Origin of the sequence: Rhizobium brockwellii (genome assembly GCF_000769405.2) — a bacterium.
Taxonomy (GTDB): Bacteria; Pseudomonadota; Alphaproteobacteria; order Rhizobiales; family Rhizobiaceae; genus Rhizobium; species Rhizobium brockwellii.
Window position 1 is genome coordinate 188,016 of record NZ_CP053443.1, and the last position, 21,642, is coordinate 209,657.

At 63.3% G+C, this 21,642-nt stretch carries 21 protein-coding genes; 12 read left to right on the top strand and 9 right to left on the bottom strand.

Going from position 1 to position 21,642, the window contains the following annotated elements; translation table 11 throughout:
- Positions 1 to 3 precede the first annotated feature (3 nt).
- The 3 genes from RLCC275e_RS32430 to RLCC275e_RS32440 all read left to right on the top strand — a co-directional run bounded on the left by RLCC275e_RS32430 (position 4) and on the right by RLCC275e_RS32440 (position 2,462).
- A complete protein-coding gene (locus tag RLCC275e_RS32430) occupies positions 4 to 729 on the top strand; it encodes an ABC transporter permease (RefSeq protein WP_033184140.1) in 726 nt (241 codons plus the stop codon).
- Between the two features lie 12 nt (positions 730 to 741).
- The gene (locus tag RLCC275e_RS32435) at positions 742 to 1,431 is read left to right on the top strand and encodes an ABC transporter permease (protein ID WP_033184139.1); all 690 of its coding nucleotides are present in this window, start codon (positions 742 to 744) and stop codon (positions 1,429 to 1,431) included.
- A 122-nt stretch (positions 1,432 to 1,553) separates the two neighbouring features.
- Entirely contained in the window at positions 1,554 to 2,462 is a 909-nt protein-coding gene (locus tag RLCC275e_RS32440; RefSeq protein ID WP_033184138.1) for a homocysteine S-methyltransferase family protein, read from the top strand.
- A gap of 35 nt (positions 2,463 to 2,497) precedes the next feature.
- Here the strand turns inward: RLCC275e_RS32440 and RLCC275e_RS32445 are convergent, their stop codons facing one another.
- Positions 2,498 to 2,932, bottom strand: a complete 435-nt coding sequence (locus tag RLCC275e_RS32445) for a MarR family winged helix-turn-helix transcriptional regulator (protein WP_033184137.1) — start codon at positions 2,930 to 2,932, stop codon at positions 2,498 to 2,500.
- A 201-nt stretch (positions 2,933 to 3,133) separates the two neighbouring features.
- Here RLCC275e_RS32445 and RLCC275e_RS32450 point away from each other — a divergent pair, with 201 nt between their 5' ends.
- Entirely contained in the window at positions 3,134 to 4,948 is a 1,815-nt protein-coding gene (locus tag RLCC275e_RS32450) for a chloride channel protein (protein ID WP_033184136.1), read from the top strand.
- A gap of 86 nt (positions 4,949 to 5,034) precedes the next feature.
- On the opposite strand, the gene RLCC275e_RS32455 is transcribed toward RLCC275e_RS32450, so the two are convergent.
- From RLCC275e_RS32455 to RLCC275e_RS32475, 5 genes are all read right to left on the bottom strand, one after another.
- Positions 5,035 to 5,805, bottom strand: coding sequence for an ABC transporter ATP-binding protein (locus RLCC275e_RS32455; protein WP_033184329.1), 771 nt, complete (start codon positions 5,803 to 5,805; stop codon positions 5,035 to 5,037).
- Positions 5,806 to 5,814: 9 nt separating this feature from the next.
- A complete protein-coding gene (locus RLCC275e_RS32460) occupies positions 5,815 to 6,798 on the bottom strand; it encodes an ABC transporter substrate-binding protein (RefSeq protein WP_033184135.1) in 984 nt (327 codons plus the stop codon).
- Between the two features lie 40 nt (positions 6,799 to 6,838).
- A complete protein-coding gene (locus RLCC275e_RS32465; RefSeq protein WP_033184134.1) occupies positions 6,839 to 7,690 on the bottom strand; it encodes an ABC transporter permease in 852 nt (283 codons plus the stop codon).
- Positions 7,691 to 7,700: 10 nt separating this feature from the next.
- Positions 7,701 to 9,053 (bottom strand): LLM class flavin-dependent oxidoreductase, encoded by a 1,353-nt coding sequence (locus RLCC275e_RS32470; RefSeq protein WP_033184133.1) that lies wholly within the window; start codon positions 9,051 to 9,053, stop codon positions 7,701 to 7,703.
- A 399-nt stretch (positions 9,054 to 9,452) separates the two neighbouring features.
- On the bottom strand, positions 9,453 to 10,238 hold the full coding sequence (locus RLCC275e_RS32475; RefSeq protein WP_012760654.1) for an IclR family transcriptional regulator: 786 nt from the start codon (positions 10,236 to 10,238) through the stop codon (positions 9,453 to 9,455).
- A gap of 219 nt (positions 10,239 to 10,457) precedes the next feature.
- Between RLCC275e_RS32475 and RLCC275e_RS32480 the strand changes: the two genes are divergently transcribed.
- From RLCC275e_RS32480 to RLCC275e_RS32515, 8 genes are read left to right on the top strand one after another with little or no spacing between them, the layout of a single operon-like run.
- A complete protein-coding gene (locus RLCC275e_RS32480) occupies positions 10,458 to 11,531 on the top strand; it encodes an ABC transporter substrate-binding protein (protein WP_130671277.1) in 1,074 nt (357 codons plus the stop codon).
- Between the two features lie 34 nt (positions 11,532 to 11,565).
- Positions 11,566 to 13,080 carry a sugar ABC transporter ATP-binding protein gene (locus tag RLCC275e_RS32485; RefSeq protein WP_130696376.1) on the top strand — a complete coding sequence of 505 codons (1,515 nt, stop codon included), beginning with the start codon at positions 11,566 to 11,568 and terminating at the stop codon, positions 13,078 to 13,080.
- On the top strand, positions 13,077 to 14,039 hold the full coding sequence (locus RLCC275e_RS32490) for an ABC transporter permease (protein ID WP_033184326.1): 963 nt from the start codon (positions 13,077 to 13,079) through the stop codon (positions 14,037 to 14,039). The genes RLCC275e_RS32485 and RLCC275e_RS32490 overlap by 4 nt, the downstream gene beginning before the upstream one ends.
- Positions 14,036 to 14,977 (top strand): ABC transporter permease, encoded by a 942-nt coding sequence (locus RLCC275e_RS32495; RefSeq protein WP_033184325.1) that lies wholly within the window; start codon positions 14,036 to 14,038, stop codon positions 14,975 to 14,977. Before RLCC275e_RS32490 ends, RLCC275e_RS32495 begins: the two co-directional genes overlap by 4 nt.
- Positions 14,974 to 15,930, top strand: a complete 957-nt coding sequence (locus RLCC275e_RS32500; protein WP_033184324.1) for an amidohydrolase family protein — start codon at positions 14,974 to 14,976, stop codon at positions 15,928 to 15,930. Before RLCC275e_RS32495 ends, RLCC275e_RS32500 begins: the two co-directional genes overlap by 4 nt.
- A complete protein-coding gene (locus RLCC275e_RS32505; RefSeq protein WP_130671282.1) occupies positions 15,923 to 17,233 on the top strand; it encodes an alanine racemase in 1,311 nt (436 codons plus the stop codon). The genes RLCC275e_RS32500 and RLCC275e_RS32505 overlap by 8 nt, the downstream gene beginning before the upstream one ends.
- Positions 17,234 to 17,270: 37 nt before the next feature.
- Positions 17,271 to 17,615 carry a RidA family protein gene (locus tag RLCC275e_RS32510; RefSeq protein WP_033184322.1) on the top strand — a complete coding sequence of 115 codons (345 nt, stop codon included), beginning with the start codon at positions 17,271 to 17,273 and terminating at the stop codon, positions 17,613 to 17,615.
- Positions 17,616 to 17,646: 31 nt separating this feature from the next.
- On the top strand, positions 17,647 to 18,660 hold the full coding sequence (locus tag RLCC275e_RS32515) for a succinylglutamate desuccinylase/aspartoacylase family protein (protein ID WP_033184321.1): 1,014 nt from the start codon (positions 17,647 to 17,649) through the stop codon (positions 18,658 to 18,660).
- Positions 18,661 to 18,676: 16 nt separating this feature from the next.
- Here RLCC275e_RS32515 and RLCC275e_RS32520 read toward each other — a convergent pair whose 3' ends face one another.
- The 3 genes from RLCC275e_RS32520 to RLCC275e_RS32530 all read right to left on the bottom strand — a co-directional run bounded on the left by RLCC275e_RS32520 (position 18,677) and on the right by RLCC275e_RS32530 (position 21,632).
- Positions 18,677 to 19,861 carry a hypothetical protein gene (locus tag RLCC275e_RS32520; RefSeq protein ID WP_033184320.1) on the bottom strand — a complete coding sequence of 395 codons (1,185 nt, stop codon included), beginning with the start codon at positions 19,859 to 19,861 and terminating at the stop codon, positions 18,677 to 18,679.
- 168 nt (positions 19,862 to 20,029) lie between these two features.
- Positions 20,030 to 20,704 carry a 4-carboxy-4-hydroxy-2-oxoadipate aldolase/oxaloacetate decarboxylase gene (locus RLCC275e_RS32525; RefSeq protein ID WP_033184344.1) on the bottom strand — a complete coding sequence of 225 codons (675 nt, stop codon included), beginning with the start codon at positions 20,702 to 20,704 and terminating at the stop codon, positions 20,030 to 20,032.
- A gap of 91 nt (positions 20,705 to 20,795) precedes the next feature.
- The gene (locus RLCC275e_RS32530; RefSeq protein ID WP_033184319.1) at positions 20,796 to 21,632 is read right to left on the bottom strand and encodes an ABC transporter substrate-binding protein; all 837 of its coding nucleotides are present in this window, start codon (positions 21,630 to 21,632) and stop codon (positions 20,796 to 20,798) included.
- Positions 21,633 to 21,642 lie beyond the last annotated feature (10 nt).

The following is a 21,642-nucleotide window of genomic DNA, read 5'->3' on the forward strand; positions in this document are numbered from 1 at the left end:
ACGATGGCGACCACGCAACAAGGTATTCTGGACCTGCTGTCTCCCTATCCTCCGGGATGGGGCGGCGTCCTTTTGGCAGGTGCGGTCTCCACGGTCGCCATCTCGGCTTGCGCCTTCGCGATCGGCCTGCTGCTCGGCACGGGCGGCGCGCTGGGAAAGCTCTCGGGCAATCGTATACTGCGCCTGCTGCTCGATCTCTATACCACGCTGATCCGCGCCGTTCCCGAGCTGATCCTGATCGTCGGGCTCTATTATGCCGGCACCGATGGCCTCAACCGGCTGCTCGCTGCGTTGGAGCTGCCGCCGGTCAATGTAAACGGCTTCGTCGCAGCCGTCGCGGTGCTCGGCTTCGTCCAGGGTGCCTACATGACGGAGGTGCTGCGCGGCGCGATCCTTGCCATTCCCGTCGGCCAGATCGAGGCCGCCAAAGCCTTCGGCATGGGACCGGTGCTGAGGTTCCGCCGGGTCCTGCTGCCGGCGCTCCTGCCAAACGCGCTGCCGGGTCTTGCCAATCTATGGATGTCGGTCACCAAGGACAGCGCGCTGGTGGCGGTCGTCGGCTACCAGGAACTGGCGCTCGCCACCCGTCTTGCCGGGGCAAGCACCAAGCATTACTTCGTCTTTTTCCTTGCTTCGGCCCTTCTCTATCTCGCCATCACGCTTGTTTCCAACGTCGTCTTCAAACTGATCGAGGGACGGGTACGGCGGGGGCAGCCGCGCCTTGCCTGAAGAAAGCGCCCCATGAATTTCACCTGGATCTCTTCCTATTGGCCGCTGCTTCTGACCGGCGCCTGGCAGACCGTTTGCCTGCTGGTGATCTCCGTGGTGTTCGGCTTCGCCATCGCCATAGGCCTCGCGTTTGCGCAGGTCAGCGGCGGCAGGCTGACGCGGCTCTTGGCGCGCAGTTACTGCACCTTCTTTCGCGGCACGCCGCTGCTGATACAGCTATGGCTTCTCTACTACGGGGTGGGCTCGCTGCTGCCCATGGTCCCCGGTGTCCGCCAGAGCCTGTTCTGGCCGATCCTGCGCGAGGGCTTCTTCTTCGCCGCCGTCAGTTTTACCCTGAACTATGCAGCCTATGAGGCGGAGGTGTTGCGCGGCGCGCTGCTTGCCGTTCCCAAGGGCGAGCTCGAAGCGGGCCGGGCCTTCGGCCTGTCGCCCTGGATGCTGGTCCGCCGCATCTGGCTGCCGCGCGCCATTCGCATCGCCCTGCCGACGATTGCGGGAGAGATCGTCATGCAGCTCAAGGCGACGCCGCTCGCCTTTACGGTGACGGTGATGGATCTCTATGCCGTGGCAAACAAGGTTCGGCAGGACACGCTGCTCGTCTATGAACCGCTGCTGGTCGTCACCCTCTTCTATCTCGCGCTGACCGCCGTAATCGCCCGCGTCTTCCGAAGTCTCGAAGCGCAGGTGCCGGTTCGCCGCTAGGCCGACGGCAAAGAAACTGGTCATGAGTTCCCTCACGCACGAACCACGTACATCTCGCCCACCTTTGTTATGCAAAAGCCCGCCGCCGCTGACGGCGCGACAGCCTGAATGGAGACCTCTTCATGAGCACGATGCGAATTCTCGATGGCGGCATGAGCCGCGAACTGTTGCGGCTGGGCGCCGAGCTGAAACAACCGGAATGGTCGGCATTGGCGCTGATCAATGCGCCGGATATCGTCCGTAAGGTTCACCAGGAATTCATCGCTGCCGGCTCTGAGGTCGTTACGACAAACAGCTATGCGCTCGTGCCCTTTCATATTGGTGAGGACCGGTTCTGGAAGGAGGGGGCGGCGCTGATCCGTCTCGCCGGTCGCTTGGCGCGCGAGGCGGCTGATTCTGTCACGGATCGGAAGGTGCTGGTTGCCGGCTCGCTGCCGCCGATCTTCGGCTCATACGAGCCGCAGAACTTTCAGCCTTCACGGGTGCAGGATTATCTCGAGGTGCTTGTCGAAAATCTTTCTCCCTTCGTCGATGTATGGCTCGGTGAGACGTTAAGCCTGATTGCCGAGGCAGAGGCTGTCCGCAAGGCGGTGGCGGCATCAGGCAAGCCGTTCTGGATTTCGTTCACATTGGTCGATGACGAGGCAGCGATAAGGGGCGGCGAACCGAAGCTGCGCTCCGAAGAAAGGGTCGAGGACGCGGCATCCTGGGCGGGTTCATCGGGCGCCGAAGCCCTCTTGTTCAATTGCAGCAAGCCTGAGGTCATGCAGGCGGCGGTGGAGACCGCGGCGCGCGTGTTCCGGACAATGGACGCGCGCATCGAAATCGGCGTCTATGCCAATGCCTTCGAAGGGGAGCAAGGCGAGGCAGCCGCCAATGAAGGCCTGCATAAGACCCGCAACGACCTAAATGACGATGCCTACTCGCGCTATGCCTGCTCCTGGGCTGAGGCCGGCGCGACCATCATCGGCGGCTGCTGCGGCATTGGCGCCGCCCATATCCATCGCCTGAAGAAGACGCTTTTGGATTGAAGCGGCACGTCAGGAGATCGGCTATGTCGCAATTGTCATTTGGTGTTTGACGCCGTCTTCTGGAGCTCGAGCAGAAGCTCGATCAACTTCGGGGCCATCTCCCTGATTTCCGAAAGGTGGACGGCGCTCAGTCGCGTCAGAAGCGCGTCCGCCTTATCCGTCAGAAGAACCGTCTGGCGGCGCCTGTCGGCCGGATCGGCATGACGTTCGACCAGTCCGGCATCCGACAACCGCCCGACAAGCTCGGTCGCCGTATGCGGCGCGATGATCAGCCGCTCGGCCAGCATGCCGATGGTCATGGCATCGCCACGTTGTCCCTTGATCGCCAAAAGGGCCTGATGCTGCTGCGGGGGCAATCCCTCCGACTGGGCGGCCGAGGCGCTGAAGTCCATGAACTGGCGAAGCGCGAATCTGAGGTCGGCGAGAGCCTCGTAATCCTCCTGTCTCAGCGGCGGCGCGGTCTTCCTCAAAGCACTTCTCCTCTGCCGCAACGGCTGCCAGGGTCGGCAGCCCATGCCGCCATCATCGAATAGATGGGCAGTCGCCAGGCGGTCAAGTGAGGCATCTTCATGGGACATTTTCGCCTTCATGCTTTCACCCATTGATTTATATCGTATCACGATATATTGACGCGCCTCAAGCGTATCCATTCCGGCGTAGCAGAGGCTTCCATGGCGCAGCATCCACCAAACAACCGGCCGCACGATTTCACCGGCGGTCTTTCCCGGCGCGAGGCCGGCGATTTCACCACCGACAGGCGGGTCCTCCTCCTGGTCGGCATGTCCATCATTGTCGGCACGGCCGGTGCGTTTGCCGCCTGGTGTCTCGTCAGCCTCATCGCGCTGGTGACGAATGTCATCTGGTTCGGAGAGATCGGCATCCAGCCCGCCTCTCTGGCTGCGGTGCCGCGCTCGCTGTGGGTGGTGCTGGTTCCGCCGTTCGGCGGGCTCGTCATCGGATTGATGGCCCGTTTCGGGTCGGAGAAGATCCGCGGCCACGGCATTCCCGAGGCGATCGAGGCCATCCTGATCGGCGGCAGCCGGATGTCGCCGAAGGTCGCGGTCCTCAAGCCCATGTCATCGGCGATTTCCATCGGAACCGGCGGCCCGTTCGGCGCCGAGGGGCCGATCATCATGACCGGCGGTGCGATCGGATCGCTGTTCGCGCAATTCTTTCACATGAGCGCTGCAGAGCGGAAAACGCTGCTCGTCGCCGGCGCGGCCGCCGGCATGACGGCGATTTTCGGTTCGCCGATCGCCGCGGTCATGCTGGCGGTCGAACTGCTGTTGTTCGAATGGAAGCCGCGCAGCTTCATTCCCGTCGCCGTTGCTGCCTGCGTGTCGATCTGCTGGCGCCCGCTGCTGTTCGGCGTCGGCCCGCTGTTCCCGACCCACTTTCAGGTGACCTTGCCCTGGTGGGGTATTTTCGCCTGCGCGGCGATGGGGATCATCTCCGGCCTGCAATCGGGATTGCTGACGACGCTGCTCTACCGGATCGAGGACCTGTTCGAAGCCTCGCCGATCCAATGGATGTGGTGGCCCGCACTCGGCGGTCTCGTCATCGGTCTCGGCGGCCTGATCGAACCGCGGGCCATGGGCGTCGGCTACGACATCATCGATGGCTTGCTCAACAACCGGCTGCTCGCCCCGGCGGTGATGTCGATCCTGCTGATGAAGACGATCATCTGGCTGTTTGCCCTGTCGTCGGGCACCTCCGGTGGCGTGCTTGCGCCGCTCCTCATCTTCGGCGGGGCTCTCGGATGGCTGGTCGGTCTTGTCATGCCGGGCAATGATCCCGGCTTCTGGGCGCTGCTCGGAATGGCGGCGATGATGGGTGGAACCATGCGTGCACCGCTGACGGGCACTTTCTTTGCGATGGAGATCACCGGCGACGTCAGCACGCTCGTTCCGCTGCTTGCCGCAACCGTGGTGGCCTATGCCGTCACCGTCCTTCTGCTGCGCCGCTCGATCCTCACCGAGAAGATCGCCCGCCGCGGTCAGCACATCACCCGCGAATATGGCGTCGACCCGTTCGAACTGTCGCGCGCAAGGGAGATTATGATCAGCGATGTCGACACGCTTCCCGTCGCCATGACGGTGGGAGAGGCGTGCGATTTCTTCGCCTCGCAGCAGAAAACGCACCGGATCTATCCGGTGGTCGATGCGACAGGCAGGCTGGCCGGCGTCGTATCGAGGGCCGACGCTCTGCTCTGGCAGGGGAATTCGGACCTCGCCAGTCAGACGCTCGCGGAAAACGTGACGGATGATTCCGTTCCGGTGGGGCATCCTGATGATACGGTCGCATTCATCGCGGATCTGATGCTGTCTACCGGCGACGGACGCATTCCGATAGTCGATCCGACCTCAGGGAAATTATGCGGCCTGATCGCCCGCAAGGATCTGCTGCGGTTGTGCAGTTCCTACAGGTCAGCGGAACTGGATCGGCGCCCGTATCTCACCGCCGGCTCGAAGAGCAAGTCGCGGTAGCGGTCCGCGGGCGTCCTCCGCATCGCTACTGCTACTGCCGCGCGCCGCATGGATCAGGTCCCATGCGGCGCGCGCGCTTGAAGACGTTAATGCAGCCCGAACAGGTTCAGCAACTCTTCGCGGTGTCGAACGAATTCCGGTGCGCTGCGGTCGCGGGGCCGGGGCAGATCGATTTCGATCAGACGCGGCTCGCCGCCCTTTTCCCGTGGCAGGATGAGGATCCGGTCGGCCAGATAGATGGCCTCCTCGAGATCATGGGTAACGAGGATGGTCGTCACATCCTCATCGCGCCAGATCCGTGCGAGTTCCTGCTGCATGCCGATCTTGGTCATCGCGTCGAGCGCGCCGAGCGGTTCGTCGAGCAGCAGGATTTCCGGCTGGACGGCCAGAGCCCGGGCGATGCCGACGCGCTGGGCCATGCCGCCGGAGAGCTGCCGGGGATAGGCAGCCTCGAACTGCTGCAGGCCGACGAGCTTGACATAATGGCGCGCCCGTCCCCTCGCCTGCTCACGCGACAGGCCGCTAGTTTCCAGCCCGAAGGCCACATTGTCGAGCACGGTCAGCCAGGGCAGAAGGCGCGGTTCCTGAAAGATGACGGCGCGCTCTGCGCCGACGCCTCGCACCGCCTTGCCATCGACGAGAACCTCGCCCGTGTCGGAATCCTCAAGGCCGGCCAGAACCCTGAGCAGGGTCGTTTTGCCCGAGCCGCTGGCGCCGACGATGGCGAGGCTTTCGCCGGAGCGGACGTAGAGGTTGACATCCCTGAGAACCTGTAGAGGTGTCCCGTTCAACCTGTAGGATTTGGAGAGGTGACTAATCGTCACCTCTCCGCGACGCGTGCCCTCGGCGATGCTCATCATCATTCCTCAGTTGCTTGCCGGCTTGGCGTCGGCGGTCAAGAGGATGTCCTTGGCCGCCAGCTGGCCTTCCTTCAGCTTGCCTTCGCGAACGAGGACGTCGATCCAGAACTGGATGTCGCGCTCGACCGGCAGGCCTCCGGCACGCACGCCATAGCCGCGGAAATACTGTGCGATATCAGCATTCTCGCCCCGTTCACTGAGCGCCTTGGCGAGGATCCTCTTGGTTTCCTCCGGATGTTCGCGGGCGTAGTCGAGCGCGCGCGCCGACTGCTCGACGAAAATCTTTGCAGCTTCAGGATGTTCGCGAGCGAAATCACGGCGCAGGACCACGAAGCCCCCGGCGATGTCTCCAAGCACGTCGGTATCGTCGAAAATCGGCCGCAGGCCACCATTCTTCAGCGCAGCCCCCTCGAAGGTCGTCTGCCAGTAGCCGAAGGCGGCAATATCGACCTGCTTGGAGCGCAGCACCTGCTCAAGCTGCGGCCCGGGAACGACAAGCTGATTGGCTGCGTCCGCCGGCAGGCCGACGGAATGCAAGGCTTCGCGGATGGTATAGTCGAGATGTGCGCCAAGTGTATTGACGGCGATGCTCTTGCCGGCAATGTCCTTGATATTTTTGATCGGGCTGTCTTCCAGCACGTAGAAGGTCGACTGGACCTCGTCATTGATGCCGTTTGAGGGATAGGCGGCGACGAAATCATTGCCGCCGATGATCGAATTCAGGACGGCGGAAGTTGCGGCGCTGCCGATCTCGACATCACCCGATGCCAGGGCGATCAGGGAGGCCGGGCCGCCCTGGGCGTAGCCGACATTTTCCAGCGTGATGCCCGTTCCTTCGAAGTAGCCGAGTTCGGCGGCGAGTTCATGAGCGGCAAGACCACCCTGGCTGGCGAGATAGCGCAGCTTCACCGTATCGGCGGCCGCGGCGGGTGAGGTTAGGCCGAGAGCAATCACTGCCGGCAGGAGAAGGTGGCGGGGATGGAATGTCATCTGGTGGTGCCTTTCGGAAGAGGAAAATCGGGAAAGCAGGTCAGCGGCTCGGCTGAGACCAGCGGCAGAGGCGACGCTGCAGCAGAACGAGCAAGGCATTGGCGGCAAGCCCCAGGAAGGCGAGCAGAAGGATCGCCGCAAACATCAGCGGGATCTGGAAATTGTACTGGGCGTTCATGACCTGGAAGCCGATGCCCTTGTTGGCGCCGATCATCTCGGCGGCAATCAGCAGGAGAAGCGCAGTCGTCGCCGAAAGACGCAGGCCGACAAAGATCGCTGGTACCGACGCCGGCAGGATGACACGGCGGAAGATGGTCAGCGGTCCGGCGCCATAGGTCCGCGCCATCTCGATGAGCTTCTTGTCCACCTCCTTGACGCCGCCGATCGTAGCGAGCAGCACCGGAAACAGTGTGGCCCAGAAGATCACGAAGATCTTCGATGTTTCGCCGAGGCCGAGCAGCAGGATGAAGACCGGATAGAGCGCGAGCGCCGAGGTCTGGCGAAAGAGCTGCAGGATCGGATCGAGCGCCTGTTCGACCGCACGAATCTGGCCCATGAACAGGCCGAGCGGAATGCCGATCGCGACGGCAAAGGCGAAGGCGGTTCCGGATCGCTGCAGGCTGATGGCGATGTCATCCATCAGCGCGCCGTTGGCCAGATTGGTCCAAAGAGCGGACAGGATCACGTCTAGGGGCGGGAAGATAGCGGGATTGACCCAGCCCCTGGTGCTCGACACCTGCCAGAATAAGAGGAAGCCGATGAGAAGGCCGTAGCGCGGCAAAAGCGATGCGAGCACCCCGCGCACTTGCGAGGCGAGAGTGGAAATATGGCTTTCGCTGTTTTTCAGGCGGCCAAAGCTTCTCGGAAGAACCTGGTTGATTTCATAGGACATCGACCGCTCCTCACTCTGCTGCCTGGAGAGCTGCTTGTTCTGCAGCCCATCGATTGGTCGGGAAAGGCAGGCCGAGGTTTTCTCGAAGCGTCTTGCCCTCATAGGCCGTGCGGAACAGGCCGCGGCGCTGCAGTTCCGGAATGACCAGATCGACGAAATCGTCGAGCGCCGTCGGCAGCCAGGGCGGCAGAATGTTGAAGCCGTCGGCAGCTTCGTTCTCGAACCATTTCTGCAGCGTATCGGCGATCTGTTCGGGTGTTCCGACGATGGTGTAGTGACCGCGGGCAGACGCGATCCACTGATAGAGCTGGCGGATGGTGAAGTTGTTTTCGTCGGCGATCTGGCGGATGAGGGCCTGGCGGCTCTTCATGCCTTCCGTCGGCGGCGCCGGTGGTAGGGGGCCGTCGAGGTCATAGCCGTGCAGGTCGAGCGTGCCACCGGTCAGGCCATTGAGGAGGCCGATCCCGTCCTCTTCGACGATGAGCGACGTCAGACGGTCGTATTTCTCGCGCGCCTCCGCCTCGGTCCTGCCGACGAAAGCGGATACGCCGGGCATGACGAGGATATGATCGGGGTTTCGGCCGAGAGCGCGGGCGCGTGCCTTGATATCTCGATAGAAGTCCTGGGCGGTTTCGATATGCTGATGGGCGGTGAAGATGACTTCGGCCGTTGCTGCGGCGAGCCCGCGTCCATCTTCGGATTGCCCGGCCTGGACGATGACGGGATGACCCTGCGGTGATCGCGACACGTTGAGCGGACCGCGCACGCTGAAATGTTCGCCGCGGTGATCGGTGTCGTGCAGCTTCGCCGGATCGAAGAAGACGCCGGATTGCTTGTCCCGGATGAACGCGTCGTCCTCGAAGCTTTCCCAGAGCTTGCGGACAACATCGACGTGCTCGGCGGCGCGGCGATATCGGTCGGCATGCGGAAGCTGGGTATCGCGATTGAAGTTCTGTGCCGTCAGGTCGCCCGTCGTGGTGACGACATTCCAGCCGGCACGGCCCTCCGAGATCAGGTCCAGCGAGGCGAATTTGCGGGCGGTCGTGTAAGGCTCTTCGTAGGTGGTCGAGGACGTGGCGATAAAGCCGAGATGGGTGGTGAAAGGCGCAAGGGCCGAGAACAATGTCACGGGTTCGAAGCCGGCCACGCGGGCGTTGCCGCCTTCACGCGCACCGCCAAAACCGACAGCCAGCCCGTCGGCGAGGAAATATGCATCGAAGAGGCCACGCTCAGCCGTCAAGGCAAGTCGTTTGTGAAACTCGAAACTGGTCGCGCCGTCTGCCGGCTGGTCGGGATGCCGCCATGACGCAACATGCTGTCCGCCACCGGGAAGAAATGCCCCAAGCCTGATTTTCCGTGTCATTTCGTGTCCTCTCCGTTATCAGTCAACAGCTCGGCCTTCCCCAAGGCCAAGTATTCAATTGGCTGTTGGGTTGCTAAAATACTTTCTCCATAGAATTTATAGAGAAACTGAATTTCGTAGTTTCGGAGGAAGGGTGAATAGATTTCCCGGTTTGGCGTGAAATTGGAAATCAACGGTCAGGGCGACTATCCCGGGGTATGCGGGCGCGGACCGGCAGGTGGGATCTGCGGGCGTGGCGAATAGCCCGGCCGAGACGACAAAAGGTCTTCTTAGCGTCTTATGCCCGCTTGAAGCCCCGCCGGAGCGAGCAGGATCCAGTTTGACGAGCATGCAAGGGAATGGCGGCTTTCGCACGAACGTCCGTGCTACCTGAGATCAATGCCTTGATGTGCTCAGGCATCAGCCTCGTTTTGGCCGGGTCGGGGCATGGTCGAGGCCGGCGGCGGCCTTCTTCAGGCAGTCGAGGTAGCGGTCCCGGTTGGCGATGCCATCGTCGCGTGGCGTGACGAGGCAGAGCGTTGCGGCTGCATGGCCTTCCTCGCCCCGCACCGGTACGGCAAAACAGTGGGTGAAGCTGTCGACGATGCTGTTGAAGGTGAAGAGACCTTCACGCTCGGCCTGGCGCACTTCGGCGATGAAGGTTTGCGGCTCGAGCCATTCGCCGTTCGGCAGGCGAAAATCCTGCGGCGGAATGAAGTTCAGGATGTCCTGATCCGACAGATGCGCGACGAGCAGGCGGCCCGACGCCGTCCACGGGATCGGCACCGACTGCCCGACATCCGTCGAAATGCGGAAGGGGCGCGCGCCTTCGCGCATGCGGACGACGGTGTATCTGTTTCCATCCAGCATGCAGAACTGCGCCGTTTCCCGCGTCTCGTCGGCAAGCTGTTCCAGCGCCGCCTCGCATTCGCGGGTGAAATCGAAATGGTTCTCATAGGCTGCGCCGAGGAAATACAGCTTGCGGCCGAGATAGACACGCCCCTCGCCGCCGGTGAATTCCAGGATGCCGTTCTGCAACAGCAGGTTGACGAGCTCGTAAACCGATGAGCGCGGCGCGCCGATCTGCGCGGCGATTTCATTCGGCTTCAGGGCCTGCCGTTTCTGGCGCAGGAAATCGAGGATCTCGAAGGCGCGGTCGAGCCCTCGGGCGCGTTTACCGGCTGCTTCGTCCTGAACTGCATCCATTGTTCTCGATCCCTTTTTTGTCCGGCCAAGCTTTTCAAGCCGACTGCCGCATCTGTCAATCGATCCCGTCATTCCTAGCGAATGAAATTTTCCCACCCCTCTTGCGAGGTAGAAAAATCGGCATAAGATCGCCTCGTCCGGTATATAGATCACATGTACATTATATTGGACACTGATGGCAAGCCGTCAACGCTGCCGCACACAAAAAAGGGGAACGACATGAAGAATTTTGAAAACGGCATTTCCGCTTCGCTGCGCCGCCACCTTCTCGCCGGTGCTGCCGCCGCTGCGGCACTCCTCGTCTTTTCGGCCGGCACAGCCTCGGCCGCCGCCAATTGCATCAAGGGTGACAGGAAGGCGCCCTATACGATCGGCTGGGCAAACATCTACTCGGTGCCGACCTGGATGAAGCAGACCGAAGGCACCATCACGGCTGAAGTGGAGGAACTGAAGAAGGCGGGCCTGGTGAAGGACCTGATGATCACGGACGCGCAGGGTAACGCCCAGACGCAGATCCAGCATATCCAGTCGATGATCGACGCCAATGTCGATGCCATCGTGGTGATCGCCGGTTCCTCCAACGCGCTCGACCGCGTCATTTCGGATGCCTGCGACAAGGGCATCGCCGTCGTGAATTTCGACAGCCTTGTCAATACCGACAAGGTGACGGCGAAGATCAACACCGATTCCAACGAATGGGGCGCGACCGCTGCCAAGTGGATGGTCAGCCAGCTCGGCGGCAAGGGCAAGATCATCATCATGAACGGCCCGGCCGGCATTTCGGTGAGCGACGACCGCCGCAAGGGCGCACAACCGGTCCTCGATGCCAATCCCGGTCTCCAGGTGATCACCGAGACGAACACGGAATATAACGTCGCCCCGGCGCAGGAAGCGATGACCAGCCTGCTCTTTGCCAATCCCGAAATCGACGGCGTGCTGTCGCTTGGCGGCGCGCTATCGGCCGGCTCGGTGCTGGCCTTCGAGCGCCAGGGCCGCGACCAGGTGCCGACAACAGGTGAAAACGCCAGGCAGTTCCTGGAACTCTGGAAGGAGAAGGGACTGAAGGGCTGGGCGACCATGCAGCCCAACTGGCTCGGCGCGCTTTCCGTTTACACCGCCGTGCAGGCGCTGGAAGGCAAGGACGTTCCGGCCTTCGTCAAAGTGCCGCTGCCTGTCATCGACGACAGCACGATCGGCAGCTATCTCGCCCGCGCCGACAAGTTCCCGGCTGACGGCTATATCTACTCGGACTACGACAAGGCGCTCTTCGACAAGCTGCTTGCCGCCAAGTAATCCGCCCAAGTAACTCGGGTTGAGGAAAGCCGTCATGACGGAAGAAAGACCCCTGCTGGAAGCCCGGCAGGTGTTCAGGGGATTTTTCGGCAATCCCGTTTTGAAGGGCGTCGACATCGCCCTTCTGCCGGGCAGGGTTCACGCCCTGCTCGGCGAAAACGGCGCCGGCAAGTCCACGCTGATCAACCTCCTGTCCGGCGCTCTCCAGCCGGACGGCGGTTCCATCCTCGTCGACGGCAAACCGGTCGAACGCTTCAGCCCGGCGGCTGCGCGCGGTGCGGGTATTGCCGTCGTTCAGCAGGAGCTGAGCCTCACGGCCAGTCTCTCGATTGCCGAAAACATCGGGCTCGGCGCCTTTCCGCGCCGGTTCGGCCTTATCGATTACAGAGCGCTTCATCGCGGCGTGTCAGACGTCTGCGATATGGTCGGGCTCACCGAGCGGCTCGACATGCCGGTCGCCGACCTCGCGCTTGGGCGCCGTCAGATGGTGGAGATCGCCAAGGCGTTGTTCCGCAAGCCGCGTGTGCTGATCCTGGACGAGCCGACCTCATCGCTCTCCGCACACGAAGCCGGCATCCTGGCCCGCCTGATCGAGACGCTGAGAGACCGCGGCACGGCACTTCTCTATATTTCCCACCGCCTCAACGAGGTACAGGCGCTGTGCTCGCATGTCACGGTGCTGAAGGACGGCCTGGTCACCGCCGACCAGTCGCTGTCTGGGATCGACGGCGAAGGCCTGGTGCGCCTGATGGTCGGTCGCGAGACCGGCGACCTGTTCCCGCCGCGCCTGGCCGCAGCACCTGGTGCGATGCGCATCAGCGTCGAAGGTTTTTCCGCCGGCATGGTGCGTGACGTCAGCTTCTCCGCCCGCGCCGGCGAAATCGTCGGTATTGGCGGGCTCGTGGGACAAGGGCAGGAAGACCTGCTGCTCGGCCTCTACGGCGCGATTCCAGCTTCGGCCGATCGGGCGGAGGTATCCGGCAAACCCGCCCTGCCCGCCGATGTCGGCGAGGCAAATGCCGCCGGCATCGTTTATGTCCCGGCTGACCGCAAGCATGAGGGACTGGTGCTGCCGCATTCCATCGCCTCCAATCTCATCCTGCCCTCGCTTGGACGGCTCGCCCGCAAGGGGCTGCGCGACCGGCCGGCGGAAAGCGGCCTGGTCGCCGATCTCGCGCGCCGGCTGACGATCAAGGGCGACACGGCCCGCCCGGTGCAGGCGCTTTCCGGCGGCAACCAGCAGAAGGTGGCGCTCGCCAAGTGGCTGCCGCTCGATCCCTCCGTTCTGCTCCTCAACGATCCGACGCGCGGCGTCGACATCGAGACCAAGCGGGAAATCTACCTCATGCTCCGCGCCTTCGCCGCCGAGGGGCGGCTCGTCATTCTGGCCAGTTCCGATACGCCGGAGCTCGTGCATCTCTGCGACCGTGTCGTGGTTCTGCGCGAGGGGCGCGTCGCCGCGGTGCTGTCGCAGGATGAAATCAGCGAAGGAGCGATCGTCGGAGCGGCCATGGGCATCACCACCACGACGCAGGGAGAGGCGGCATGAGCACAAGTTCGTCCTCCCGGCTCTACGGCTCGATCCAGCTCCGCCGCAACCGCGGCCTTGCCGGCCTCTATCTGGTTGTCGCCGCGTTTCTCATTCTCTATGCGCTGCTCTTTCCCGGCATCCTTTCGATCGGCGGCTTTTCGAAGTTCACGCAGAACTGGTTCCCGCTCGCGCTCGTCACCATGGCGCAGGCGCTGCTCATGCTGAACGGCGGCATCACGCTGGCGATCGGCCCGCTCGTCAGCCTTGGAGCGGTGATTGCCGCGACGACGATGGAAGGGGCGCTCGGCGTGCCGGGCGGCATTCTTGCGGTCACGCTTGCCGGTCTTTCGATCGGCGCCGCCATCGGTGTCATCGTTACCTATCTGAGGCTTCCTGCAATCATCGTCACGCTTGCCGGCTCCTTCATCATCGGCGGGGTCGCGCTCATCCTGCTGCCGCGGCCGGGTGGGTTCATTCCGGATTGGCTGTCGACGGTACTGGCCGGCCACACGCCCGTCGCCTTCCTGCTGCTCATCGTGATCCTCGTACTCTGGAAGGCCTTTCTGGCAACGCCGCTCGGCCTCGGCATCTACGCGGCCGGCGACAATCCGGTCGGCGCGTTCCGCTCCGGTGTCCCGGTCGAACGGGTGAAGGTTGTCGCCTTCGCGCTGTCCGGTCTTCTCGCAGCCCTGACCGGTCTCTTCGTCGCTGCGCAGACAGGCTCGGGTGATCCCGTCATCGGCACGCCCTTCACGCTGAACTCCATCGCCGCCGCTGTGCTCGGCGGCGTGGGTTTCCTTGGCGGCAAGGGCACGATGCGCGGCGCGATCTGCGGCAGTCTGCTGCTCTCGGTGATGATCAACGTCATGTTCTTCCTGGGTTTTCCGCCGGTCGCACAATATGTCGCGCAAGGTCTGATCATCGTCGGCGCGGTCGCCGTGCCGGAACTTCTTGGGGCTTGGAGGGCAAGGCGATGAACATCATCAGGTCCGCGTTCCGCAATCCGCCGCTGCTGACCTTCCTTCTGGTCGCGCTCGTCTGGATCGTCGCAAGCTTTACGTTGCGTGGTTTCGGCGCCTATGGCCACCTGCGCTACCTGCTCGAACTCGCCGCGGTGATCGGCATCGCCGCCGCCGGCCAGACGCTCGTCATCCTGATGGGCGGCATCGATCTGTCCGTCGGCGCGGTCATAACAGTCACGGCGATCCTGTTGCCGCTGATTTCGCCCGCCTGGGACCCGACCGGCCTCGCCGGCATCGCGGCGGCCCTTGCCATCGCCACCGGCATCGGCCTGATGAACGGCGCCGGTGCTGCCTATCTTCGCGTGCCGCCGATCATCATGACGCTTGCCATGGCGACCTTCCTGCAGGGCCTGCTCGTCATCATCGCCGGCGGCAGCGCGGTCACCGTCAGCAATCCGGCGGTCATTCTGCTCGGACAGGCGCGGCCGTTCGGCATTCCCTCGGGCATCATTCTGTGGCTGGTCGTCTCGATCGTCGTCCTGCTGCTTGTCCACCGCATGCCGATCGGCGCCCGTTTCCTGGCGCTTGGGGCAAACCCGCTGGCGGCCCGGCTTTCCGGCGTCAGCGTCACCCGCAACACGCTGATCGTCCACACTCTGTCGGGCTTTTTCGCAGGGCTTGCGGGCATTCTCGTGCTCGGCATGAACCGGCAAGGTTATGTCGGCATCGGCGACCCCTACCTGCTGACCTCGATCGCCGCTGTCGTGCTCGGCGGCACATCCATCCTCGGCGGCCGCGGCACCTATGCCGGGACCATTCCGGGGGCAATCCTGCTCGTCACGACGACGGCGCTGATCACCGTCGTCAACGCCTCCCCCGGCTGGCGGTCGATCATGTTCGGCACGCTGATACTTGCCCTTTTGCTGGTTTCCGGCCGTGAGGCGCGCCGATGACCGAGCGCTATAACGGGCCGGTGATCGACCCGCATCACCACCTCTGGGACCTCAGCCTGCAACGCCATCCCTGGCTGCAGAAGGCCAGAGCTTCCGGCGAAGAGATGGTTTTCGGAAGCCTCGCACCGATCCTGCGCGACTACGGCATCGACGATTATCGCGCCGATGCTGCCCGCCAGAACGTTGTTGCAACCGTGCATGTGGAGGCCGGCTGGTCCGTTTCCTACCCGCTGGAAGAGAGCCGTTGGCTTGATGGACTGGACCGCAGCTCCGGCGTGGCGCGCCGTTATATTGCGCGCGTGCCCCTCGACGGGCCGGACGCCATGCGTCTGCTCGAGGAGGAAGCGGCAAATCCGAATGTCGTCGGCATTCGCGATATTCTGAGCTGGCATCCGGACGCGGCAAAGAGTTTTGCTTCGCGCGCGGACCGCATGGGCGACCCGGCCTGGCGGGCGGGGTTAGCTCACGCCACCCGGCTAGGGCTGGTCTTTGACCTGATGCTCTATCCCTGGCAGATGAGCGAGGCGCTCGAACTGGTGCGCGCTTTTCCGGAAGCGCTTTTCGTGCTCAACCACGGCGGAAGCCCGGCCGACCGGACGGAGGACGGCACGGCGCTCTGGCGCCGTGGTCTGCGGGCGCTCGGCAGCGAGCCGAATCTGCGCCTCAAGATTTCCGACCTCGTCGCCTATGACAATAAGTGGACGCTCGAAAGCCTGCGGCCGGTGATCGAGCATTGCCTTGAGTGTTTCGGTCCGGCGCGCGCCATGTTCGCGAGCGACTTTCCGGTCGCGGGCTTGCATGCCTCTTTCGACGAGGTCTACCAGGTTTTCCGCACGGTCGCCTCGCAGTTGTCTTACGACGAGCAGCGCGCCCTGTTCTTTGCCACCGCCAACGACACTTATCGCCTCGGCATCGCCGATCCGGCCGAGATCAGGAGGGGCTGTCATGTCTGACCTTCATACCGCGACGGAAAACGTTTTGATCGACGAGCGGGTGCGCGGCTTTCCGCCAGGCAATCCGCCACTTGCGCTGGCTGCAATCGGCAAGCAGGGATGGAAGCCCTATGACGGCAGGATGGCCCTGCCGCTGATCTCGCTCGACCGACAGGCTTTCACCCATAATGTCGAACTGATGATGGCCTATGTGAAGAGCCACGGCGCCGACATCGCGCCGCACGCCAAGACACCGATGTCGACGGCGCTGGCGCAGGCACTTCTGGCGGCAGGCGCCTGGGGCACGACGGTCGCCGACATCCGCCAGGCCGCTGTCCTGCTCAAGGCGGGACAACGCCGGCTGATCCTCGCCAACGAGATCGGCGGGGCCGCCGCTGCCCGCAGGCTCGCGGCCCTGCTTGGCCGTTATCCCGCTGCAGAGCTTCATATCTTCGTGGATTCGACAGCGCTGGTCCATGCTCTTCGTTCCGCATGGCATGAGCGCGCCGATCTACCGCCCCTCGGCCTGCTGGTGGAGTTCGGCGCCGGCCGCGCCGGTACCCGCGGCGTCGACGCCGCCGAGGCAATTCTGGAGGCGATCCTTGCCGCGGAGACGCCGGCCTTCCGGCTGACCGGCATCGCCGCCTATGAGGGTGCGGCGGCGACCGCCGATGCGGAAGAGACGATGCGTCGCATCGACGCGCTGATGGCGGTGACATCCGATTTCCTGCCGAAGGTGCGCGCCCGCATCGGTGACGAGCGGCCGCTCCTCGTCACGGCTGGCGGCTCGGTGTTTTTCGATGTGGTGATTGCCAGGCTTTCCGCCGCCATCGCAGCCGATCCCGCCTGCCGGCTGGTGCTGCGCAGCGGCGCGATCTTCTTCCACGATCACGGCATTTACGAACGCGGCCTTGCCGGCCTCGATGCACGCGGCGGTTTCCGCATCGGCGGCGAGACGGTTTCGGCGGCGGCAGCTTTCCGTCCGGCGCTGCGGGTTTGGGCCGAGATCCTGTCGCGGCCGGAGCCGCGGCTGGCGATCTGCGGCATGGGCATGCGCGACGTGGCGATGGACCAGGACCTGCCGCGGCCGCTGGCGCTCTATCGCAATGGTGCGTATCTCGCCGATCTCGGAAACGCCGACGTGTTTCGCCTCAACGATCAGCACGCCTTCGTGGCCCTTGCCGACGGCAGCGACGTTGCGGTCGGCGACGTCATCGAGTGCGGCATCTCGCATCCCTGCACCTGCCTTGACCGGCATGCCATCCTCTACGGCCTCGATCCGGACCATTCGGTGACCGCGGCCTATCTGACTAGCTTCGGCTGAACTCTCCCTCCAAAAGCAAGAAAAGGAAAACCCGCAAATGATCCAGCGTTATCAGAAAGGTTCGCGTATGAGCCAAGCTGTCAGCTACGGCGGTCTCGTCTATATTGCCGGCCAGGTCGCGGAAGATCGCAAGGCTGATATCAAGGATCAGACCCGCGACGTGCTCGGCAAGATCGACGCCCTTTTGAAAGAGGCGGGTATCGATCGCTCGCGCCTTATCGCCGTCAATGTCTTCCTGCCGGCGATCGTCGATTTCGAGGCGATGAACAGCGTCTATGATGACTGGATCGACATCGAAAACCCGCCGGCCCGCGCCTGCACCGAAGCTCGTCTCGCCGATCCCGATCTGCGCGTCGAAATGACTGCCGTCGCCGCCCTTTGACGGCATCGCAACCGTTCGCACTGGAGACATCATGCACAGCGGTCTCGTCAATCCGATCGACTTTTCGCGCGAGGGCCGGCAGGCCGGCCACCTCGCCATTCCCTATTCGATCGACCGGTCGCCCTATTATCAGATCCGCATTCCGGTCCTTCGCCTGAAAAATGGCGAGGGGCCGTCTTTGCTGCTGATGGCCGGCAACCATGGCGACGAGTATGAGGGCGAACTCCAGCTCGGCCGGTTGATGCGGCTGCTGGATGTCGCCGAAATCCGCGGCGCCGTCACCATCTTGCCGATGGCGAACCTGCCGGCGGTGATGGCGGCCAAGCGCTGCTCGCCCTTCGACGGCAGCAATCTCAATCGGGCCTTTCCCGGCGATCCCAGCGGATCACCGACGGCGCGGATGGCGCATTTCCTCGAACACGAACTCTTTCCGCGCCATGACGTCGTGCTCGATCTGCATTCGGGCGGCACCTCCATGGCCCACCTGCCCTGCACGCTGATCGAGCGGCAGGCCGATGCCTCCCGCTTCGAACGGTCCGTTTCACTGATGCGCGCCATGGGTGCGGCGCATGCCTTCATCGCCGATAACGGGCCGACCGCACCGACGTCGATGGGGGCTGCGGCAAGGGCCGGGACCATCGGTCTTTCCGGCGAGTTCGGCGGCGGCGGCACCGTGACGCCTGCGACGATGGGTTTCACGGCGGCGGCGATCGACCGGCTGCTGGTGACACTCGGCATCGTCGAGCGTCCGGTCCTGTCGCGCGCACAGCTCACCGAGCCCGGGCCTTTGCAACTGCTTTCGCTATCCCGGCACAGCCAGGGCATCTATGCGAACCGCAGAGGCTGGTTCGAGCCGGCCGCAGCCCTCGGCGCCACCGTTGCCGCCGGGGATCTTGCCGGATGGTATCATGATCTGGAACGCCCGGAGCAGCCGGAGGAAGAGCTGCGCTTTGCCGAGAGCGGCATTGTCATTTCCCACCGGCTGCATTGCGACAGCCAGGCCGGCGACTGCCTGATCCAGGTCGCCGAACCCATCGCATCCTGAGGAGCCGCTGATCTGCTCAAGCGACTGCGTCGACCGCTGCCTTGACCCAGTCGAGGCGCTTTGCCGGCATGAGGCCGTAATTGTAGAAGTTCACGCCGTCAGCGCCGGCATCGACGGCGGCCTTGGCGCGTGCGGCCAGGATCGCCGGCCCGCTGACCTCCGGATAGAAGACGCGCAAGCCCACCCCGAGGAACTTGCCCGGTCCGATTGCCGCCCGGCCGGTCCGGATGACATCGCCGACGGCATCAGGCTCCATCTCGTAGCAGCAGAGGATCGCCCCGTCGCAGAGCTTGCCGATGGCTGCGAGATCGACGCCGCCGAGCCAGCCGTCCTTCAGGTCGATGAGCACGATGCGTGTCGCCGGATCGGCGCCCGCCTTGATCTCACCGATCAGGCTGGTCACCGGTTCGCTGCGCCAAGTGAGATAGGCATGCAGATGGGGATGGTCGCGAAAGGCATCGATGCCCGCTACCGGGAAGTCCGGCAACTGCCGTGCCGGGACAGCTCGTTCGCAGAGTTCGGCGATGAAGTGCGCGACCGATCGGCGCGCGCCCTCGACCGGTACGCCGGCCTTGGTGGCGCGCGCCGTGCAATGGTCGCAGAAGCAGAGCGACAGCAGGAAATCGTCTTCGGCATTCAGCCCGACGCCGTCTTTCTCATGATGATATTCATGCGCGAATCCCATGAAGTTCGGGCTCTCGAGTTCCACCATATCGGGCTGGTAGTTGGTCGTGATGTCGCGAACAAGGGTAACGGCATAGTCCCGTGCCGCCGGGCTGGAGGGGCAAAGATTGTAGTAGTTGGGATTGCCGAAGGCGTTCCGCGTCACATGATCGGGATGTAGCATGCCGAGACGGCTATTGTGCAGGCAGACCGTCCAGCAGGAGACCTTGAGACCCGTCGCCTCGCGTCCCTTGACGAGCGCTTCCAGCATGTCGCCACGCTCGGCGACATTCATGGCCATCAGCGGCTGGATCAGTTTATCCCGCCATAGGCTTTCATCCGGCCGGAAATAGACCGTCCCGTCCTCGGGGAAATAGGCCTTCTGCCGCGGGCTCCGCGGCTGCAGGAACCGGCCGGCGTGATAGGAGGTCGCCAGACTGACGGTCGTCAGGCCCGCACGGTCGCAAAGGTCGGCGGCGAGTGCTGCGAGCCCCTGGTCCTGGATATCCCAGGGGTAAGTCCACATGGAAAGATGCATGGCGTGCTCCCGTCGAATCTGTCCATTTTATAGAACACGTGTCCATAATAGTGTCCAGATCGATCTTGAGGCGGGCGCCTGCTGGTAGCGGGTTTTGCATAAGGCGGCTGGCCGAAAAGGCCAGCCGCCTTATAAAGTGGCAGGGCTGATAGCTATTGCGGCGTCGCGTCAGATGTCGACGACGAGGCCCTTGGCTTTCAGCACCGGTTCGAGATTGCTGACCTCGATGACCGATTTGCCCTGCTTATATGCCGCGATATAGCCGGCCTCGGCATCTTCGCGGGCCTGTGACAGCCTGGCGACGTCCTGCGCTTCCTGGCGACGCACGACCACCAAGCCGTCGGCATCGCCGGCGATGATGTCGCCGGGATGGATGATTTCGCCGCCGACGATGATCGTGTCGTTCACCGCCGCAATGGTTTCCTTCACCGTCCCCTTGATGCAGACGCTGAGCGAGAAGACGGGGAAACCAAGTTCTCTCAGTTGAAGCGTGTCGCGCACGCCTGTGTCGGTCACGAGGCCGCCGATGCCCTTTGCCAGGCAGGCATTGGCGAGGACATCGCCGAAGGATCCGGCCTCTTCATATTCGCCCGCCGATACGACGATGATATCGCCCGGCTTTGCGTAGTTGATGGCAAGCTGCAGCATGATGTTGTCACGCGGCGCGCACTTCACTGTGAAGGCCGGACCGCAGAGTTTCATGCGGTAGTCGACGGGCTTCAGGCGGGAGGAAAGGGCTCCGCGGCGCCCTTGGGCTTCGTGGATCGTCGCGGGCGAAAATTTGGAAACGGCGTCGATATCGGCTTTGCTTGGCCGTTCGGCAATATCTTTAATATGGATCATGGATGCCTCCCATTTTTGGCCGACGGCGGGCATGTCCCGCCGTCTCAATTTGTTTGGACGTTGTCAGTGGATGACGCCGAAGCCGGTCGGCTTACGGGATCGGGTCGAACTTCAGCTCCGAGAGCGATACGACCTTGTCGGTGCGCGTCATCTTGTATTCGGTATCCGGGCCGAGCCACTTGTCCCAGATCTTGTTGATCTCGCCCGATGTGTCGAGCTTGCGAAGGATCTCGTTGATCTTGGCGGTCAGCGCCGGCTGATCCTTGGCCATGCCGATGCCGATCGGCTGGTACAGCATCGGCTCCTCGATCATCCGCATTTCCTTGCCCTTGCTCTTCGATTCATTGACGAACTTGGTCGTCGTCATGGTGTTGGCCACCATGCCGCGCGCCTTGCCCTGCTGGACGGCGAGATAGGCCGAGGCGGTATCCTGGAAGGTCAGTGGGTCGGATTTGTTGAGCTTGATCGACATCTCGGAGGTCGAACCTTTGGTCGAAGCGATACGCTGGCCCGCATAATCGGCCTTCTTCTTGCCGGCATCGTCCGCCGGCACGATCAGCATTTCCTTGGCGAGATAATAGGGATCGCTGAACTGGATCTGCTCGGCGCGGCTCAGAGTATAGGCAAGGTTGGCAACGGTGATGTCGACGCGGCCGAGCTTGACCTCGGGCACGCGCGCCTCGACCGAAACTGGCTTGATTTCAGCCTTGACGCCCAATTCCTTGGCGATGGCGCCGCAGAGATCGACGTCGAAACCGGCCATTTCGCGGGTCTTCGGATCGGGCGAAGCGAAGGGAGGAACGTCGGCGAAAGTCGCGCAGCGCAGGGTTTTTGCCGAGATGATGTTGTCGAGCTGATCGGCTTGTGCGGGCAAAGCGGCCGCCATGCCGGCAAATGCGGCGGTGAGGGTTAGGCATTTCCAGTTCATTGCTGTTCTC

Bases quoted from the DNA above. Each gene is read 5' to 3' on its own strand.
- RLCC275e_RS32505 (WP_130671282.1), top strand. From the start codon at position 15,923: ATGTCTGACCTTCATACCGCGACGGAAAACGTTTTGATCGACGAGCGG.
- RLCC275e_RS32435 (WP_033184139.1), top strand. From the start codon at position 742: ATGAATTTCACCTGGATCTCTTCCTATTGGCCGCTGCTTCTGACCGGC.
- RLCC275e_RS32495 (WP_033184325.1), top strand. From the start codon at position 14,036: ATGAACATCATCAGGTCCGCGTTCCGCAATCCGCCGCTGCTGACCTTC.
- RLCC275e_RS32470 (WP_033184133.1), bottom strand. From the start codon at position 9,053: ATGACACGGAAAATCAGGCTTGGGGCATTTCTTCCCGGTGGCGGACAG.
- RLCC275e_RS32515 (WP_033184321.1), top strand. From the start codon at position 17,647: ATGCACAGCGGTCTCGTCAATCCGATCGACTTTTCGCGCGAGGGCCGG.
- RLCC275e_RS32440 (WP_033184138.1), top strand. From the start codon at position 1,554: ATGAGCACGATGCGAATTCTCGATGGCGGCATGAGCCGCGAACTGTTG.
- RLCC275e_RS32430 (WP_033184140.1), top strand. From the start codon at position 4: ATGGCGACCACGCAACAAGGTATTCTGGACCTGCTGTCTCCCTATCCT.
- RLCC275e_RS32455 (WP_033184329.1), bottom strand. From the start codon at position 5,805: ATGAGCATCGCCGAGGGCACGCGTCGCGGAGAGGTGACGATTAGTCAC.
- RLCC275e_RS32525 (WP_033184344.1), bottom strand. From the start codon at position 20,704: ATGATCCATATTAAAGATATTGCCGAACGGCCAAGCAAAGCCGATATC.
- RLCC275e_RS32510 (WP_033184322.1), top strand. From the start codon at position 17,271: ATGATCCAGCGTTATCAGAAAGGTTCGCGTATGAGCCAAGCTGTCAGC.
- RLCC275e_RS32460 (WP_033184135.1), bottom strand. From the start codon at position 6,798: ATGACATTCCATCCCCGCCACCTTCTCCTGCCGGCAGTGATTGCTCTC.
- RLCC275e_RS32500 (WP_033184324.1), top strand. From the start codon at position 14,974: ATGACCGAGCGCTATAACGGGCCGGTGATCGACCCGCATCACCACCTC.
- RLCC275e_RS32480 (WP_130671277.1), top strand. From the start codon at position 10,458: ATGAAGAATTTTGAAAACGGCATTTCCGCTTCGCTGCGCCGCCACCTT.
- RLCC275e_RS32450 (WP_033184136.1), top strand. From the start codon at position 3,134: ATGGCGCAGCATCCACCAAACAACCGGCCGCACGATTTCACCGGCGGT.
- RLCC275e_RS32465 (WP_033184134.1), bottom strand. From the start codon at position 7,690: ATGTCCTATGAAATCAACCAGGTTCTTCCGAGAAGCTTTGGCCGCCTG.
- RLCC275e_RS32475 (WP_012760654.1), bottom strand. From the start codon at position 10,238: ATGGATGCAGTTCAGGACGAAGCAGCCGGTAAACGCGCCCGAGGGCTC.
- RLCC275e_RS32490 (WP_033184326.1), top strand. From the start codon at position 13,077: ATGAGCACAAGTTCGTCCTCCCGGCTCTACGGCTCGATCCAGCTCCGC.
- RLCC275e_RS32485 (WP_130696376.1), top strand. From the start codon at position 11,566: ATGACGGAAGAAAGACCCCTGCTGGAAGCCCGGCAGGTGTTCAGGGGA.
- RLCC275e_RS32530 (WP_033184319.1), bottom strand. From the start codon at position 21,632: ATGAACTGGAAATGCCTAACCCTCACCGCCGCATTTGCCGGCATGGCG.
- RLCC275e_RS32520 (WP_033184320.1), bottom strand. From the start codon at position 19,861: ATGCATCTTTCCATGTGGACTTACCCCTGGGATATCCAGGACCAGGGG.